9 protein-coding genes are annotated in these 17532 nt (G+C 47.1%); 6 read left to right on the forward strand and 3 right to left on the reverse strand.

Going from position 1 to position 17532, the window contains the following annotated elements; genetic code table 11:
- The first annotated feature begins 365 nt into the window (after window positions 1-365).
- Window positions 366-4100 (forward strand): methionine synthase, encoded by a 3735-nt coding sequence (gene metH / locus DYH48_RS16395; RefSeq protein ID WP_115335366.1) that lies wholly within the window; start codon window positions 366-368, stop codon window positions 4098-4100.
- Window positions 4101-4540: 440 nt separating this feature from the next.
- Here metH and DYH48_RS16400 read toward each other — a convergent pair whose 3' ends face one another.
- Both DYH48_RS16400 and DYH48_RS16405 read right to left on the reverse strand, forming a co-directional pair.
- A complete protein-coding gene (locus tag DYH48_RS16400; RefSeq protein ID WP_115335367.1) occupies window positions 4541-7240 on the reverse strand; it encodes a hypothetical protein in 2700 nt (899 codons plus the stop codon).
- Between the two features lie 101 nt (window positions 7241-7341).
- Window positions 7342-7758 (reverse strand): hypothetical protein, encoded by a 417-nt coding sequence (locus DYH48_RS16405; protein WP_115335368.1) that lies wholly within the window; start codon window positions 7756-7758, stop codon window positions 7342-7344.
- 1169 nt (window positions 7759-8927) lie between these two features.
- Between DYH48_RS16405 and DYH48_RS16415 the strand changes: the two genes are divergently transcribed.
- The 3 genes from DYH48_RS16415 to DYH48_RS16425 are packed head-to-tail and all read left to right on the forward strand — an operon-like array spanning window position 8928 to window position 13635.
- Window positions 8928-11825: a xanthine dehydrogenase family protein molybdopterin-binding subunit gene (locus tag DYH48_RS16415; protein ID WP_115335370.1), complete on the forward strand. Its 2898-nt coding sequence runs from the start codon at window positions 8928-8930 to the stop codon at window positions 11823-11825.
- Window positions 11822-12355 (forward strand): (2Fe-2S)-binding protein, encoded by a 534-nt coding sequence (locus DYH48_RS16420; protein WP_006085889.1) that lies wholly within the window; start codon window positions 11822-11824, stop codon window positions 12353-12355. Before DYH48_RS16415 ends, DYH48_RS16420 begins: the two co-directional genes overlap by 4 nt.
- A complete protein-coding gene (locus DYH48_RS16425) occupies window positions 12355-13635 on the forward strand; it encodes a cytochrome c (protein WP_115335371.1) in 1281 nt (426 codons plus the stop codon). Before DYH48_RS16420 ends, DYH48_RS16425 begins: the two co-directional genes overlap by 1 nt.
- 107 nt (window positions 13636-13742) lie before the next feature.
- On the opposite strand, the gene DYH48_RS16430 is transcribed toward DYH48_RS16425, so the two are convergent.
- Window positions 13743-14723 (reverse strand): dienelactone hydrolase family protein, encoded by a 981-nt coding sequence (locus DYH48_RS16430; RefSeq protein ID WP_172481202.1) that lies wholly within the window; start codon window positions 14721-14723, stop codon window positions 13743-13745.
- Window positions 14724-14943: 220 nt separating this feature from the next.
- Between DYH48_RS16430 and DYH48_RS16435 the strand changes: the two genes are divergently transcribed.
- Window positions 14944-15891 (forward strand): LysR family transcriptional regulator, encoded by a 948-nt coding sequence (locus DYH48_RS16435; protein WP_115335372.1) that lies wholly within the window; start codon window positions 14944-14946, stop codon window positions 15889-15891.
- A 325-nt stretch (window positions 15892-16216) separates the two neighbouring features.
- Window positions 16217-17425, forward strand: a complete 1209-nt coding sequence (locus DYH48_RS16445; protein WP_115335374.1) for a NupC/NupG family nucleoside CNT transporter — start codon at window positions 16217-16219, stop codon at window positions 17423-17425.
- Window positions 17426-17532 lie beyond the last annotated feature (107 nt).

Here is a 17532-nt window from a genome sequence, read left to right on the forward strand (position 1 = left end):
CCTAGCCCTGCAAATAGCCTAACAACTAGCCCTAAAAAAAAGAGCCGTTAAACTGGGTGAAAAGTGGTGATAGGACTCAATTGTCGTTAGTCAATTTTGACCTTGCCCTGACAATCATAAGTCGCGTATTATGGACGTCTATACGTTTAAATGTCCAAAACTAAACTCTAACGATAAATAACTAAAACGAGTAGTCAAATATCGACCGAGCAGAATGGAATGCACTTAGCCTAACTAAGTTAGCTAACTCACTTGGGTCGATAACGAGAGCCGATATCTGGACTGCACAACACGCTTTACCCTGCACTTAGCATAACAAGGGTCGATGCTTGGACTTAACTTAGCTGTATTTAAGGTAATTATTTATGACGATACCCTCTACCAAAGCCGGCCAGATATTGGCAGACATTCGTAAACAGCTTGCTGAGCGCATTCTAATCTTAGACGGTGCCATGGGCACTATGATCCAAGACCACAAGCTCGAAGAAGAGGATTATCGCGGCGAACGCTTTAAAGATTGGCACACTGACGTCAAAGGCAACAACGATTTATTGGTGTTGTCGCAACCCCACATCATCAAACAAATTCACACCGACTACTTAAACGCCGGTGCCGACATCATTGAAACCAACACCTTTAATGCTACGACTATTGCCATGGCCGACTACGACATGCAGTCGCTGTCCGCCGAAATTAACTTAGCTGGCGCCCGCCTCGCCCGTGAAGCCTGTGATGAAGTCTTTGCTGCCACAGGCATTCCGCGCTACGTCGCTGGTGTGTTAGGCCCCACTAACCGTACGTGTTCGATTAGCCCCGATGTGAACGATCCAGGCTATCGCAACGTCAGCTTCGATGAGTTAGTGAGTGCTTACCGAGAATCCACCAAGGCGCTGATTGAAGGCGGCGCGGATATCATTATGGTCGAGACCATATTCGATACCTTAAATGCCAAAGCAGCACTGTTTGCGATTGAATCGGTATTTGATGACTTATTTGGTCAGCATTCTAAAGACAGATTGCCAATCATGATCTCGGGCACTATTACCGATGCCTCTGGCCGCACACTGACTGGCCAAACGACCGAAGCATTTTATAATTCCCTGCGCCATATCAAGCCGTTATCTATCGGCCTTAACTGTGCGCTAGGACCAAAAGAACTGCGCCCGTACGTCGAAGAATTATCGCGTATCGCCGAATGTTATGTGTCGGCGCATCCGAATGCAGGCCTGCCGAACGAGTTTGGCGGCTATGATGAAACCCCAGAAGACATGGCGAATGTGATCGAAGATTGGGCGCGCGAAGGCATGCTCAATATTATCGGTGGTTGTTGTGGTAGTACGCCTGAACATATCCGCGTTATTCGCGAAGCGGTCGACAGACATAACCCGCGCGTTTTACCCGATATCCCTGTCGCCTGCCGCTTAGCTGGTTTGGAACCACTGACTATCGATGCCCAATCCCTGTTCGTTAACGTGGGTGAACGCACCAACGTCACAGGTTCGGCCAAGTTTTTAAAGCTGATCAAAGAAGGCAAGTTTGAGCAAGCGCTTGATGTGGCTCGCGAGCAGGTCGAAAGCGGCGCGCAGATCATCGACATCAACATGGACGAAGGCATGCTCGATGGCGCCGAGATCATGCACAAGTTTTTAAACTTGATCGCCTCTGAGCCCGACATCAGCCGCGTGCCGATTATGATCGACTCCTCTAAGTGGGAAGTGATCGAAGCTGGCCTCAAATGTATTCAAGGCAAGGGCATAGTTAACTCTATTTCCCTTAAAGAAGGCGAAGCCAAGTTTATTGAGCAAGCCACTTTAGTCAAACGCTACGGCGCGGCGGCCATTATCATGGCATTCGACGAACAAGGTCAGGCCGATACTAAGGCGCGTAAAATCGAAATCTGTACCCGCGCTTATAGGGTGCTGGTTGATAAGGTCGGCTTTCCGCCAGAAGACATCATCTTCGACCCGAACATTTTTGCCATCGCCACCGGTATCGATGAACACGACAACTATGCAGTCGATTTTATTGATGCCATCAAAGCGATTAAAGCCACCCTGCCCCACGCGATGATTTCGGGCGGGGTGTCGAATGTGTCGTTCTCGTTCCGCGGTAACAACCCAGTGCGCGAAGCGATTCACGCGGTATTCCTGTACCACGCCATCAAAGTCGGCATGGACATGGGTATTGTCAACGCGGGTCAGTTAGCCATTTACGACGATATCGATCCTGAGCTTAAAGTACGGGTCGAAAACGTGGTGCTTAACTTGCCTTGCCCAGTCGAAGGCTCAAGCAATACCGAGCAGTTACTTGAAATCGCGGAGAAATTCCGCGGTGATGGCGCACAGGTGGGTAAGAAAGAAGATTTAGAATGGCGCAGCTGGCCGGTGAGCCAACGCTTATCCCATGCGCTCGTCAAAGGCATTACCGAATTTATCGATGAAGACACCGAAGCCGCTCGCCAAGAAGCAAAACGTCCGCTGGATGTGATTGAAGGCGCCTTGATGGACGGCATGAACGTGGTCGGCGACTTGTTCGGCTCGGGCAAGATGTTCCTGCCGCAGGTGGTGAAATCGGCGCGGGTGATGAAAAAAGCCGTGGCTTACTTAAACCCCTATATCGAGCAGGAAAAGGTCGAAGGCCAATCTAACGGCAAGATCTTGATGGTGACGGTAAAAGGCGACGTGCATGATATCGGCAAGAATATCGTCGGCGTGGTGCTCGCCTGTAACGGTTTTGAGGTATTTGATTTAGGCGTGATGGTGTCGGTGGAGAGAATTCTCGACGCCGTGAAAGAACACAATATCGATATCATCGGCATGTCGGGCCTCATCACACCGAGTCTGGACGAGATGGTGCATAACGTGAAAACCTTCCACCGCGAAGGCTTAACCATTCCGGCGATCATCGGCGGTGCCACTTGCTCGAAAATCCACACAGCGGTGAAAATTGCGCCCCATTATCCCCATGGCGCTATCTATATTGCCGATGCGTCCCGCGCCGTGCCTATGGTGAGTAAGCTCATCAACAACGAGACTCGCCAAGCGACCATAGACGAAACCTATGCCGAATACGACGACATGCGCACTAAGCGTTTATCCCAAGCCAAGCGCAAAGAGATAGTGTCACTCGAAGCGGCGCGCGATAACCGCTGCCAACACGATTGGGCGAACTACACTCCGTTCACGCCAAACGTGCTCGGGCGCCAAGTATTTGATAATTATCCATTAGAAGACTTAGTTGAGCGTATCGACTGGACACCGTTTTTCCGCTCGTGGGAACTGCACGGCCACTACCCTGAAATCCTCACCGATAAAGTCGTCGGTGAAGAAGCGCAAAAGCTGTTCGCCGATGGTCAGGCCATGCTCAAGCAAATCATCGAAGAAAAGTGGCTCACGGCGAAAGCGGTTATCGGCTTATTCCCTGCCAATACCGTCAATTACGACGACATTGAGCTGTATACCGATGAGTCGCGCACCACAGTTGAAATGACCACACATCACCTGCGGATGCAGCTTGAGCGTGTCGGTAACGACAACTTCTGCCTATCCGACTTTGTCGCGCCAAAAGATTCAGGCGTCGCCGATTACATGGGCGGCTTTGCGGTGACCACGGGCCACGGCATAGACGAACATGTGGCACGTTTTGAAGCCAACCACGACGACTACAACGCCATCATGCTCAAATGCTTAGCCGACCGTTTGGCCGAAGCCTTTGCCGAGCGGATGCACGAACGCGTGCGTAAAGAGTTTTGGGGTTATGCGGCCGATGAGCAGTTAAGCAACGAAGCCTTAATCCGCGAGAAATACAAAGGTATACGCCCCGCACCCGGTTACCCAGCATGCCCTGATCACACAGAAAAAGGCTTGTTATGGGACTTGCTCAAGCCCGATGAGACTATCGACTTGAACATCACCGAAAGCTACGCCATGTTCCCCACAGCGGCAGTATCGGGCTGGTATTTCGCCCACCCGAAATCGCGCTACTTTGGCGTGAGTAACATAGGCCGCGATCAAGTGGAAGATTATGCGAAGCGTAAAGGAATGACTGTAGCTGAGACGGAGAAGTGGCTAGCGCCAGTGCTTGATTATGATCCTGAATAATCAGGATCTTTATTACGCTAACGCGGTATGAGATCTAAGATCGGTCTTGCGACCGAAAAGGTCGTGGGGCTTCACCCCACACCCGACCAAGGAGGACTGCTCGTCCTATCCTCCTTGGATTCTCCAAGACGCCCCTAGCGAAGTTACATGCATTGATTAGTGGCTTCGTGCTTATTCGAAAATAGCTAACGCTTCCGATGGGGCGTCCCTTCCCCCCGAAAGCTACGCAGACGTCCTGTCTGCGTCACGCTATTTTCTTCAACGCCCTTCAGCAACTTCGCAGGGGATCGGTGAACTTCTGTGGCACTAGGGTAAAGTTTTAGCATTCAAAGAGTTATATATCTCTCGGCTTATTTAAAGCAAGACCAAAACATAGCTGGAAATCGACTACAGTGCAATTGACGATGAGAGTCCCTTTTTATCAACTAATTACGTAAAAACTAAATATAAAACAATGTTGTTTGGTAAACAATTTTTTTACTCGAATCATTCAAATCTGGTCGATGTTTTATACACAATGGAAATCCGGTATCAATTTGTTCCCAACATCTTGATGCTCCAGAAGTTAGCGTTTTTTTATGAACTAAATATGTTTCCGAATTTTTATCAACACAAATTACAAAATTCCTAGAATCTCTAGCATGTATTGAACTAACTTTAACAACTGTAAATCCATTGTTTACGGCTTTACTATCATTCATAAAGCAATCTAATAGCTCATGCCAATAATCACTATCAAAAAAATTACCCTCAACTTTAAGACGATACAACGTTCCAATTACACTCTTAAACTTATAACAAAAATCTGAATCTGCAACCATTTGAGTCATAACTTGATGTGCATGGGCAGATACAAACTTAGTAACACTTGACGCAAATCCCGAATCTTTAAAGTAATTATAAAAGCAATACTGTGCAAGCTCGCTTGTAAGTTTACGGAATTCAACACAAGACTTATTCTTATAGCCATACTCTCTAAATATAATGGAAAAAATCTCCATACTTTTAGTTAGCTTTTGCTTACAATCATCACCTCCTAAATGGACTTTATTCTCAACACTACGCTTAAATGCTGCAGCACGAAAAAGAAGTAACATCTCTCGATACCTGTGAGAGCCAATATCTTCAGTTCTATCAAAAATAACTTCATACTCTCCTAGGTATAGCAAAGAAATAAAATACCCATATATAACATCATTTGAAAATCTTGCTGAAGAGTTTTCTGGCTCTGCATAACGACCGTCAATTAACTGTTCATATAACTTCAATGCATTAGGCGTCTCATTTTGAGAACCATATAATTTAGCTAACTGCAGCATAACTACTGGATTTTTTGTCAATACGATTGAACGCCCATATGCTTTTACCGCACCAGGATAATCACTAACCATTTGAAAAACACGACCATGCTGGAAGAAAAAAAATGCATTTTTATCAATTTCATTAAAACGATCAAGCGAGCTAAATATAGCTGCAGCATTTTCTATTGAAATATTTTTACTCGCACATAACGAGTTAATTTTTTTAGAAACAATTTTCAATTCAGGACTGATATCATCTGGTATATAATTAGCATCAAACCTATCAATATTAAGCCCTTCTTGCTCTTTGCTTATCTGAGAAATTTCCATATTTCGACGTCTTATTTTCTCATTTAACTGCGTCCTAACCTCTAAATTTCTTGGATTTAGAACCAATAACTCTCGGATGGAGTCACTTAAACTATATACCTCATCAGATTTACTTTTATAAATTAATGTTGTTGCAGTCAATTCTTTTATTGATTCAGCCAATTCATCAGTAGTCAATTCAAGAAAGCTAGATAAATCCCTCCTAGATAAAGCACCACCAGCAAGTAGAGACTCTAGAATTCTTATAGAGTCATGTGACAACTTATCAATTAAATTATCATATGAAAATTTTACAATTTCACTTTTAGTATGTGAAATAGAATCAGGAACTGAGTACCCCTTCCCAATCAAGTCAATAGATAATCTTATTGCCAAGGGATTGTTGTTTGAGTTTTTTACTAAAGTATTAATATCATTTTTATGACTGTGTGTTATCCCCCTCTTGAGCATGTACTCTCTAGCCAAATTAAAACATAACCCATCTGTCAAACCGGGGAGAGGCATATTTGATGAATCATAAACTGTGACTCTACTTGTTACTATTACTTTCCAATTTCGTGGTAAATCATCAATAAATGGCTGAAAGGTTTCAGGACTTTCAACTAGCAAAGTTTCTAAGTTATCAATGCACAATATTAACTTCATTTCATTATACTTTTCTTTTACATCCTCAAAAATTATAGATTCATCACCATGGTACTCAACAAAGTAATCTTCAATTTCTTTTTCGATTTCAGATATTGTTTTAATGGCATCAAAACATACAAGTCCATCTGCCGTCAGACTTACTCTTTTCAATGTAACAAAACATATCCCATCAACTACATCAGAAAAGTCGGGACTTAAACTAATATCTTGTAAAACATCAAGAACTAATGCAGTTTTCCCAATCCCTCCTGGAGCAATAATTGAGATAAAATCAGCCCTTGGAGATCTAATCTTTGCTTTCAATAATTCACTTTCTTTATTTCTTCCAATTAGAGATGTAATCGAATGCTCAAACTGTTCAGGTAGATTATTAGGTATTGACCAGCAAATCTTTTCCAACCACTCCTCTGGCGGCTCTTTTAGCTCATTATTCTCAGCACAATACAGAGCCTCTTGTAACATTTCAAAGTTTAACTTCTCTATTGTAGGATGAGTTGCAATCGCTGCGGCTCTATACCAATAATTGACATGAAAGTCCTTTGTCGAATGACTAACAGCATTACGTATTTCAAAAATATCATTTGCAAAACAAAAGCTTTTTAACTCTATTAAATAGTCATGAACTGACTTATCTTTGCTTACACTTATAGCAAAATCAAAAAGCTCTCCAAAGTAACTAGCCTTAACTAACATTTTGGCATCTAAGACTTTATTTCTCTTCTTGGACTCTTCACGTTCAGAAATAGTATCAATAGCTGAAGAATCAATTAATGAGGAATCATTATTCAGAACTAAATTCCCTAACTCTTTTTCAAGAGCAAAGACAATCATTGATGTTTTTATGCGATCAAAGTCTAGCATCTCAATTCCTTACTAAATTTATTATAAAAAAGTTCACACTCTAGCTTTATAAAATAAAGCATAGACATTATCGTTTACCATAACCTTAATATAAAAGCATACTAAGGTAATGATTTTTCTAAATCGTATATTCTATCAAATTCTGCTTTTGCATCGGCTTTGTGGTTGATGCAGTTGACCATGTGTTCGTCGGACTTAAAGTTTTTACAGTCTTCGGGGACAAGATAATACTTGCGCCATGCTTCGGCTTTACGTAGTCGCGCGGCCTCGTTTTGCTTGGCTAGTCTGGATTTTTCAGCCGCATTTTGTTGTAACTCTTGCTGAATCTGATACTCAGCAAGCTGGCGATCTTTCGCAGCCTGCTGGCGAGCAAGTTCCGTTTGCTTTTGCTGCATAGCAAACTCATTAAGTCCTTGTGTCAGGCGGTATTCGACATAACTCAAATAGCCAATTCGCACTAATAAAGTGACCAAGCCCGCTAACAAGATCCCCAACGTAATTTGTAAAACTGATTTCATCCCTAACTTCCAAAGTCCATTACCGATAAAAATGCGATTTATGCCGTTAAAATCCGAGCAACATTAAGATGTTGCTGACTGTACCTATCAAGCCCAGTATCAAAACTTTAATCACACCAAACACTAAGCGAACACAGTAGCCGCGGAATACATTTCCCCTTGGAGTTGCCGCAGGGCGAATAGGCAAATTGCGTGAGTCTCGCCATGGATGGCGAGCTAGTTTTCGCAGGTGCAGGGATGCATCCTTCGGAAGCGATAGCAAATTTGCCAATGAGCACAAGGGGCTTTCAACTCCGTTGGGGGCGGCAAGGGAGATCCAAGAGGGAATTGCTGTTGATCCCCTCTTGGTCGGGTGTGGGTTGAAGACCCACGACCTTGATTCACCTCGGCCGTTAGGCCGCACTAACTCAACGAACTCAACGAACTCAACGCGAAACGGTTAACCCATAACACTCAGTACAGTGCTACAAACACAGAGCAACAAGAAAATAAGTGCCAAAGCATATTCACCAATTTGCAGGAGGAGTTGGGTATCTAAGAAAGAGAAAAGACACATCGTCCTGATGCAAGTGACTCGAATCGCGGGTACGCGATTAAAGCTCATCCTTGTTAAAAACCTAAGATAGCGACATAGCGTACACTTGTCTATAACTTTAGCATTACAAATCAAGTGATTAAGCAAACACTGATTTAACGATATGGGTATGAATGTATATGACTAAACCTGTCGCCATCAAATAGCACTATCTCTTTATCTTGCAGTGGCATGAAGTCTCGATGTGTCAGGCGGTCTTATTTTGGCAAGCGAGCTAATTTTGACATGGGAAAATGGGTTCAGTGAATGCATTAGCTAAGGGAGACTAAGCAAAGGGCTCTGAGCAAAATTCAGCCATAACGTAACTGAGTTGAATCACAGTGCGAACATCACTGTAGAAGCCTGATAACACAGGCGCTACACACGGATTTAGCTTGATTAAAACTGCTGCAATTTGCGACCTAAATTTGCATTTTCAGCCCTACATGCTAACGTGGCTAATGTAAATTTACATTCAGTGTTTATCAAAGTTATGTCGCAACAATCAATAAAAAGTCGATCGACAACAAGCCTATATCGGGCGATACCAAGCAGCGCGGCTGATATGACACGGAAGCACAACTGAGGTTGAGATATGGAACCATCTAATACATCACGCCGGACCTTTATCAAGCAATGTGTGATTGGCGGGGTTGCCGTATATTCGGCCCCTTTGTTGTGGGAAATGAGTCGCGCGAATGCGGCAATTGTCTCACCTGAACTGGCAGCCAAATGGCAAACTCAGGTTAATGGTCAATCCAAACCTAAGTTTCGTAACGACGGCATAGCGAAAGTCACAGGCCAAAAGGTCTATGGCCGTGATTACCGCGCTATGGACATGGAAGGCTGGCCCAAGCAGCAAGGTTACGCTTTTATACTTCGCGCCGCCGATGCCTCCCATGTTTATCAAGGCTTTTCCCTCGACCATCTGCCCGCGTCGGCTAAGCCCTATAAAGTGATCACTGCGGCCGATCTGGCCCGTGATAAGGTTAAGCTGCCCGATTTTTACGGTGACAACATGTTGCTGGCCGAGGGGCAAACCGCCGACTACTTAGGTCATGCGGTGGCGATATTATTGTTCGACAGTTTCCCCGCCTTTAAGCAAGCTAAGTCCTTGCTGCAATTTGATCAGACCTTACTGCGCTTTGGTGAGCAAACGCCGTTTGTGTCGGACACCAAAGACCCTTACGCCAGCTGGCGCCTTATTCGAGTTGAAGGTGAAAATGGCGCAAGGGAAGATTTATATAGCCCGCTCCACGATGGGCTATTTTTCCCCAGCGTAAAAGATCGCAAGCCAGAATGGTTAGGCAATCCGAATGCCAAAGGGACAGTATCTGAGCGCGGGCTTTATTATGCGGGCGAGATAGATAAGCAGATTGCTAGCGCCCAAGCTAATCAACAATGGCAAGTGTTAGAGCGGGAATATCGCACCCAGATCATCGATCCTATGATGATGGAACCCGAAGCCTTTAATGGCTGGTATGACGCAACGAGCCAAACATTTCATACTGTGATTACCTCGCAGTCGCCGCAGGACTTTCAAGAGATGGCAGTGCACATGCTGTTATCTGGCCCACTGGCAGGCAAGGTAAAACATTTGGTGGTGCACTCGCCTTATATCGGCGGTGGATTTGGCGCGAAAGACCATTCGATATTCCCCTATTACGGCGTGCTCGCGGCCATTTATGCCAAGGGGCCAATCCGACTCGCCAATGACAGATTCGAGCAATTCCAATCTGGGCTTAAACGTCATCCGTTCATCATGAAAAGCCGCTTAGCGGTGGATAAATCGACCTTAAAAATCCAAGCCTTAACTTCGCAGATGACAGTCGATGGCGGCGGACGAGTGAACTTCACTCCGTCTGTCACTTCGGTTGGCGCGACGGCGATGCAAAGTATTTACTACACACCGCGCAACGATATTATCGCCACCGCCTATGCGTCGCGTAACCCAGATGCGGGCTCGATGCGCGGTTATGGCACGTTGCAATCGATGACGGCGATGGAATGCATGATCCACGAGATAGCCGACGAGTTAAAGGTTGATCCCTTTAAACTGCGCGCCGCCAACGTGATGGAGTCCGGCCAGCGTAATACGCAAGGCGCAATTCCTAACGGCACTTTGCGTTACCGCGAAATGCTCGACATGGCCGAACAAGATCCCGTGTGGCAAAACCGTGCGGTGAATAAAAAGGACTATGAGGCCAAACATCCGGGGATGCGTTACGGCGTCGGTTTTGGTATCGCCACTAAAGATTATGGTACAGGTGCAGCGGCGCCAAGTGCGGCGGTTCGCCTAGCGAAAGACGGTAAAATCACCCTAGAAATCGGCTTTATCGAAATGGGCACTGGCACGCAAACCTCCCAAGCCGTGGTGGTCAGCGATGCCCTCGGCAACTTTGCCGATGAAGTAAAACTCGCCGAAGTGGATATTTGGGATGCGATGCAATTAGTGCAAACCGATAATCCTTATATTATTTCGCAGCAACGCCAAGATGAAATGGCGGCCAATCCACGCTGGACACCGGTTAAAGCCATGGCCTCGTCGGCATCTATGTCGGCCTATTATCAAAGCCATGTCACCCGCATCGCCGCCGACGTGATCTACCGTCACGGCCTGTGGCCTGCGGCGGTATCGATTTGGAACGAGTTGTATTTTAACACGCCAATGGGCTCGACTAATTTGCATAACGCCCGCGATGGTCGCTGGGTCGATGGCAAGTTAACCGCCTTGGGCTTTCCGCCACTGTCGATCGATATTCTCGCGAAACGCGCCCACGACATGGGCTTAGTGGTCGGCGTGATGGGCCATGCCTTTAATCGCTGGGCTTGGGCCGAGGCCGATTTCGACATTCTTGGCACTAAAGAACGTTTAGCACTCGATGCGCTGGCACTGCAATACGGCGAAGGTAACGCGACGTTTGCGGCTACTTCCGACACGACTATGAGTATCAAAGCGCGCCAAGCCAGCATGAAGTCTAACGGCTATCACTTGATCGATCGTCAAGCCATGAGTTATCCCAAGGCCGAACTGAACAATGCCATGGTGACCTACTACGCCCCCTGCGCTACTTTGGTTGAAGTGGCCGTTAACGAAGGCAATGGCGAAGTCACGCTGCTGAGCTCTCATACTTGGTTAGAGGCGGGCAAAGTGATCGTGAAAGAACTGGTCGAAGGGCAAATTCAAGGTGGCCTTGCGATGGGAATTGGCCATGCACTGCATGAAGGCTTACCGCCATTTGAAGCTGGCGCTGGCAATGGTACGTGGAACCTCAATCGCTATCAGGTGCCGTTAGCGCGCCATGTGGGCGTGTGGGATCAACGTCATACCATATTGCCACAGTTATCTGATAACGATCCCAGCCGTGGTATCGCCGAAGTGGTGATGATCCCTGTGGTCGCGGCGCTGATTGAAGCCGTGTATCAAGCGACCCATGTCCGTTTTTACGATTTACCTATGACAGCGAAAAAAATTAAGGAGGCCATGGCATGAGCCAGTCTATTAAACTGACCATTAATAACCAAGCCGTAGGCCCGATTGAAGTCGCCGATGGCGTGATGATGATTGAGTTTCTACATGAATACTTAAACCTCACAGGTACTAAGTTTGGTTGCGGCGCGGGCGTATGCCACGCCTGTACAGTGATCGTCGACGACGAGCAAGGCATGAGCGAAGTGGTGCGTACCTGCATCAATGGCGTCGAGCGTTTTAATGGTAAACGCGTCCGCACAGTCGAAGGTCATGCTAGACAAAACTCCCTTGGTGAAATCACCGCCCTGAGCCCAGTGCAAGAGGCTTTTTTGGAACATTTCTCGTTTCAATGTGGCTGGTGTACCTCGGGCTTTGTCAACGAATCGACTGCGCTGCTTGAGCGATTAGAGCGACAACCTATCGCTAAAGATCAAGTTGAAAAAGTCGTAGAAGATGCCTTGAGTGAACACGTATGCCGCTGTACTGGCTACGTAAAATACTATGCGGCGGTCAAAGATCTGATCCTCAACACTAAGGGGTTAACCCTGTGATGACATCAGCCAATCTGCGCCATTTCCCGCATATTAGTAGGATAAAAAATCTGTTGAGCCACAATCTACTCCTGAGTTTAGGGCTAGGTTTGCTCGCCTGTTCCAGCAGCGTTGCCGATGAAGGTGGCAATACAACAAATAGTGACATCGAACGCGGCGCGTATCTGATGAAGATAGGCGACTGCGTGGCCTGCCATACTGCGGTGGGCGGGCGTGAACTCGCGGGCGGTTTGCCGTTCGAAACGCCCTTTGGCGCTGTGTACTCGACCAATATCACTTCTGATAAAGAAACTGGGATTGGCAAATACAGTTACGAGGACTTTTTTGATGCCATGCACCACGGTGTTGGCGTCAACGGCAACCTCTACCCTGCTATGCCCTACACGTCATACAGCCTGCTGACGGACGACGACACTAAGGCGATTTATGCCTATTTGATGAGTACTAAACCCATCAAGCAAGCCAATCGCGACAATGATGTGTACTTTCCGTTTAACCTGCGTTTTGGCCTAAAAGCCTGGAACTTAGTCGCCCACGATGCCAAGGAATTTACCCCGAGCAAGGAAAAAAGCGAGCATTGGAATCGCGGCAATTACTTAGTCAATGCCCTAGGGCATTGCGGTGAATGCCACACCCCAAGAGACACGATGTTTGCCATGGAGCAGGACAAGCACTTTGAAGGCGCGATTATCGAAGGACTTGAAGCATCGGACATTAGACCCGCCGAGCTTAACAGGCAAAACTGGACCCATGAGGATCTTAAGTCGCTGTTTACTGAAGGCTATTCCCGCAAAGGTACAGTCTTTGGCGGCATGTATCCCGTGGTGTATCACAGCTTCAGCCACTTAACCGATGATGATATGCGCGCGGTAAGCAGTTATCTGCTCGATACCGACGAAGATATTAAACCACAAGCGCTCACCTTTAACGGCCATAAACCTGAACTGCCAGGCTATACGCTCTACAAAGGTTACTGCGCCGGTTGCCATGGTCAAAATGGTGAAGGTCGCCCCAACGTCGCCCCCGCGATGGCTGGTAACGCCACCTTAGATAAAGCGAGTCCCCATAATATCGTCGCCGTGATGCTAAAAGGCATTAAGAGCCAGCATTACAACCTCACCACCAGCTTTTATGCCATGCCGGGATATGCTGATGAGTTAAGCGACGAGCAGATTAAAGACTTAGCCAATTACCTAAGACTCACCTGGAGCACACAACCCGGTAATCTCGATGTGAAGACTATCCAAAGCTTGAAAGAAGTGATCCTCGAGCACGACTAACCCGCATGGATATGTGGGAAATTTAAGATAAAAGCCGACGCTAGCGTCGGCTTTTGCTTGATTGATATAGAGCACGAAAATCTGTCAGTCAACGGCGTTTACTCTCACTAACCACGCAGTCGATTATCGAAGAAGGCTAAGCTGCGCGCCCATGCGAGCTCGGCGGTAGCTTTATCGTATCGTCCTGTTGAGTCGTTATGGAAACCGTGATTCACATTCGGGTAAAGATAGGCGACGTAATCGGCTTTACTGGTTTTTAGCTGGGTTTCATACTCGGCCCAAGTGTCGTTCACCCGCTGATCCAATCCAGCAAACTGCAACATTAGCGGCCCTTTCACGCGGCTACGCAGTTCCGCTGCCGCGGGTGTGCCATAGAAAGGTACGCCAGCATTAAGCTCATCGGGAATGGTCGCGGCCAGCATATTGACGATATAGCCGCCAAAACAAAAGCCCACGGCACCGAGTTTGCCATTGCTCTGAGGATGGGATTTTAAAAACTGCGCGGCGGCAATAAAGTCTTGTTCAATTTTGGCTCTGTCTAAACTGCTTTGCATGGCGCGGCCCGCATCATCATTGCCCGGATAACCACCGAGGGAATAAAGTGCATCGGGGGCGAAGGCGATATACCCCTGCGCCGCTAATCGGCGAGCAACATCTTCGATATAGGGATTTAGGCCACGGTTCTCGTGCACCACCAATACCACGGCGGCTTTTTTAGTGGGATCTAAAGTCTTGGGCTCACCAGCGGCACTGCCAGCAAGCAATAACTCATTAGGTATTACTAAATAGCCGCGCCCTTCACCGTAGCCATTGGGCGAGGGAAATTTAACATAGCTGGCTTGAATACTGGGGTCATTAAACGACACTTGTTCGGCAAGGGCATAGTTCGGCATGAGTGCGCCCGTGAGCGTTGTCATGGTAAACCCTAGCGCCACAAGTCCTGCAAGCCGCCCCATAAACTCACGGCGGTCGATAATGCCATGGGCATATTCGTCATACCAGTCAAAGGCTTCCTGCGGTATCGGTTGTATTTTCTGAACACTCATCTGGCTTTTTTCTGCTACGGCTTGCTTGTCTTGCTGTGTCATCGTTATTCCTCCGTTGAACAAGCTAACCACAGGTCACTTCCCTAGCTTGTGGGTGTTAAGATTTAACTCAAGAGTAAAGGAAGAATCGTACTTAGGGCAACTGACTTTAACGTGCGCTGTTTTGTAAGCTTGGTTTGAAATAACACACGATTGGCACAAACGGCTGTCGGTTAGGGCTAGGCTAGCTTAAAATAGCGATTTAGATTCTAGAGGGCTTGGCGTGATACAACATAGAGCTAGCCAGATGGTGATATTTCACACTCTGGTGACCAGTGGCAGTTTTACCCAAGCGGCAGCTAAGTTAAAAACCTCGACCTCCTATGTCAGCAAACAAATTGGCGCGTTGGAAGCTGAGCTGAACTTGCTGTTAGTGCAACGCACTACTCGCACCTTAGTGTTAACTGACGCTGGCCAACAGTTTGCCCATTACTGTGAGCAAGTGTTTGAAGCGACACAAAATGCCGATGCGATAATGCTAGATGCCCGCGACGACATTAGCGGCACGATTCGCCTCGGTTCCTCCCAATCCTTTGGCACCTTACACATCATCCCCGCGCTGGAAGTGTTGCAGCAAAAGTATCCCGAATTACGATTTGAACTAAGCCTATTCGACCATAAGGCCGACATGCTAGAGGAAGGTCTCGATCTGTGGATCACTAACCATGAGCAGCTAAACGAAGGCTATATCGCCCAGCACCTCGCCGAGACGAACTTTGTGGTGGTCGCCTCTCCCGATTATTTGCTCAAGCACGGCGTGCCACACCATCCGCGGGAGTTAGCTCAGCACAATTGTGTTATCTATCAAAGCAAAAGCCGTAATTATGATCGCTGGAGTTTTGCTAAGGATGACCTAGAACAAACCGTGCATGTGGCGGGGAATTACCGTGTCGACTTAGCAGAAGCCGTGCGCAATGCCGTGATTGCAGGAAGAGGTATAGGCTACGTGGCCACGTATTTACTCAGTGATGAGTTTCAAAGCGGCAAACTCATTCAACTCTTACCCGATTGGAAACCACTGCAGCAGATGCCCGTCTATGTGGTTTACCCAAGGCGGCGCCATTTACCGACTAAGTACAAAGTGATTATCGAATGTTTAAAGTCCCATATCGGCCACCCGCCCTACTGGGATAAAAAGCTCAAACCTTGGTTAGGTAAGACTGTCATTTAAACTGCAACCACTTAAACTGCAGCCACTTAAGCTACTGTCATTTAAGCAACAGTCACTTAAGCTGCATTTCAAACCAGCACTGACTACTGCACCAGCCTAAAGTCGTCTGTGGCGTGATTTCTATTATTGCCGCAGACACAAATATTATTTCCTCTGGGCAACAGTAGCCAAAATAACTTTTATTATCCAACATAAACAGCAACTTAAATAGTTGCTATTTTCGACGCTTTTATCGTAACAGCCCAGTAACGCCCTCGACTTGCCCTTACGCTGACTCGGCCTACAATGCGCGACTTCTTCTATCACTCAAAAGAATAAACCCATTATGACCGCGATATTAGGCATGATTAGCATCTTGTTTTTTGCTTGGTTACTGTCAGTGAACCGCAAGAACATTCCCTACCGCACTGTGATTTTAGCCCTAGGCCTACAAATTATATTTGCCCTGTTAGTGCTCTACGTCCCTGCGGGTAAGGCCGTATTGCAATCTGTTACGGCGGGCGTGTCGAGCGTGATTGCCTATGGCAACCAAGGGATAGGCTTTCTGTTTGGCGATCTCGCCACGGGTAAAGTCGGCTTCGTATTTGCGATCAATGTGTTAGGTATCATCATCTTCTTCTCGGCGCTGATTTCGGCCCTGTACCATATTGGGTTAATGCCTAAGGTGATCAACATTATTGGTGGCGGTCTGCAACGTTTACTGGGCACGGGCCGCGCCGAGTCTTTATCAGCCACGGCAAATATCTTCGTCGGCATGATTGAAGCGCCGCTGGTGATCAAGCCCTATTTAAAGCACATGAGCGATTCGCAATTCTTCGCGGTCATGAGCTGTGGTTTAGCCTCAGTTGCGGGCGGTACTTTAGTGGGGTATGCAGCTTTAGGTGTCGATCTTAACTATCTGATTGCCGCTGCCTTTATGTCAGCACCTGCGGGTCTGTTGATGGCGAAAATTCTCATGCCACCCAACGAAAACGATAAAAACAGCTCAGATGAAATCACCTCAGTCGAACTGCCCCGCGCCACCAATGTGGTTGAAGCCTTAGCCGATGGCGCTATGTCTGGCATGCGGATTTCTGTGGGGATCGGTGCCACGCTACTGGCTTTTGTCAGTGTTATCGCCCTGCTGAACGGCATGTTAGGCGCTGTGGGTGAATGGTTCGGTTACCAGTTAAGCTTCGAATTTTTGCTCGGTTATCTGTTCGCACCTATGGCGTGGCTACTGGGTATCCCTTGGCATGAAGCCATTACTGCGGGCTCACTGATCGGCCAAAAAATCGTGGTCAATGAGTTTGTGGCCTTTATCCAGTTAATGAAAGTCGAAGACCAACTGAGCGCCCATTCTCAGGCCGTTGTGACTTTTGCCCTGTGTGGTTTTGCGAACATTTCAACCATGGCAATTTTGATCGGTGGACTGGGTAGCATGGTGCCAGAGCGCCGCGAATTTATCGCCCGTAATGGTTTTCGCGCCATTGCCGCTGGCGTATTCGCTAACCTGATGAGTGCGGCAATCGCCAGCGTGATCCTCTCGCTGTAACTTGTTTTCGATAACAGCTTTCTGTCCTCGAGTATCAATCACTGATCTCGAGCATCGAAATAGAAAAAGCTGATCCCAGCGCAAACCCAAATCAAGCACGCCTTGGT

It is taken from the genome of Shewanella baltica (assembly GCF_900456975.1).
Lineage (GTDB): Bacteria > Pseudomonadota > Gammaproteobacteria > Enterobacterales > Shewanellaceae > Shewanella > Shewanella baltica.